Annotated in this window: 1 protein-coding gene and 1 pseudogene; one reads left to right on the forward strand and one right to left on the reverse strand. The window is 46.7% G+C overall.

Features of this window, described 5'->3' with window-relative positions; genetic code table 11:
• A pseudogene (locus F6K49_RS45325) lies at window positions 1-479 on the forward strand (glycosyltransferase family 2 protein); the annotation flags it as partial.
• Window positions 480-1,484: 1,005 nt separating this feature from the next.
• Here F6K49_RS45325 and F6K49_RS45330 read toward each other — a convergent pair.
• Entirely contained in the window at window positions 1,485-1,673 is a 189-nt protein-coding gene (locus F6K49_RS45330; RefSeq protein WP_293056009.1) for a hypothetical protein, read from the reverse strand.
• Window positions 1,674-1,819 lie beyond the last annotated feature (146 nt).

Genomic DNA, 1,819 nt, shown 5'->3' on the forward strand with positions numbered 1-1,819 from the left:
ATTATGGTCATACGGAACGGGAAGTATGTGATGGACCGACTGGTTTCATAAAAGAAACATATCCTCACTACACCAACAGTAAGGGATTTACCCGCTGGATTGATAAACACAATCGCTACTCTACCGACGAAGCCCTCGAAACTTTGCGCCAGTTGGAGCAAGGAACTGTTGAGTGGCGAGACCTATTTTTTGGGCGTTCGGAAGTAGAAAGACGCCGTGCCCTGAAAAATTTGTCCTTACGCTTGCCCTGGCGACCTGTATTGCGTTTTCTATACATGTACTTCCTACTCGGAGGCTTCTTGGATGGTCAAGCCGGGTTTACCTGGTGTACCTTACAAGCATTTTATGAGTATCTGATATTGCTCAAAGTTTGGGAACTTAAGCATCCCATTCCGCCTCCGAGTAGCCATGTCATGCCCTCAACTTCCCCAGTCTCAAAAGACTCTGATGCTACCCAGGTCACTTCATCATCATCCTAGTAGTATTTCGGTCAGATTACGGTAGAATCAAATAGATTACTATACCATTGGCTAACTAACTGAAGTGGCTAACTAACCGATAAATCAAACATTTCATAGTAAAACTGGGTAGCAGGAAACCCCGCATCTAATGACCAGGGAGGACTTCGACCTAGCAGCAATAACCAGCTTTTGGCGCGAATCTAGGTTAAAATACAGAAGACGCAACAACCATTAAAGGAAAGGTGAAACTCCTAGTAGAGGGAAGTTTTGGTCAAAAGGTAGCTACCAGAATTTCTTACCAAAAGATTTGGGTAATCGCGCCCCTAGAGACGCGCGCCTTAGAGAGGGTCGCCTTTAAGGTGGGTCGGTCTCGCGCAAAAAGGTTAAAACTTGATAATTAAGGCGACCCTCTCTTACGGTAACTTTAAATCCTTCGTTGGCCTTTGGCCACGCTACGCGAACGACGGCTTTTCCGTCGGATGTGATAGAATAAAAGCATAAGCAATAAACAAGCATGTCAGATAGGTACTATCTAATCATAAGTAGACAACGTAAAAAATATGTATGAGATACGTATTGCGTAATTTGGTCTAACGACTACAACGTCTATGAAAAACTTAGATAAAAAAGTATAAAGGTGCGCTTGACCTATTAAGAATTAAATTCGCCACGGGTCGCACCTCTGTCTATTCATATAAAAAAGGTACGGTGGGGTTAGAAGTTACCGTAAGAAGAGGGTCGCCTTTATAGTTAGTCGGCGCTTGTGTAAAAAGTTTATACCTTTCTTGATGCAGTCGCTCATGGGGGAAACCCCCTTTGGCCGACTGCATCGCTTTTGATTAAGGCGACCCTGTCTTCATGCAAAGCGCGAGTGGGGGAAACCACGGCAAAGCGCGAGTGGGGGGAACCCCCTTTGGCGGCGCTGCCTCCCCAAGACCGCGCTGCATCGCTCTGATAAGGCGCGCGTTTCCGGCACACCGAAACCTAGATCTATGATCAATCACGCTTGGGGAGATTTGTCCTCTACTTTTTCTGACTCCGGTTTGAAAGAGCCACGACGAGTCGTAGAGCCAAGACTCCCCGCTCCTTACTGGCAGTGCCAGAGGCTACGCGAACAGGACGGGGAGTGTCAATCCAATCGGTGCCTCTACAAGCAAAAGCCGTTGTTGTGAGGGAATCAAGAACTTCGGGGAAGCCGACGCTACCAAACACAAAATTCTACTCAATGGCATTTTGCCGGACATGGTAGAGGCAATTAGCACCGCCTTGATGACTACCTTGAGGACTACCGAGAAATTGGTAGTTGCACACGAGTAATACTATCCATCAGTATGTCCTCTAAGCAATCCCCGCGTCTA

Source organism: Moorena sp. SIO3I6, assembly GCF_010672095.1.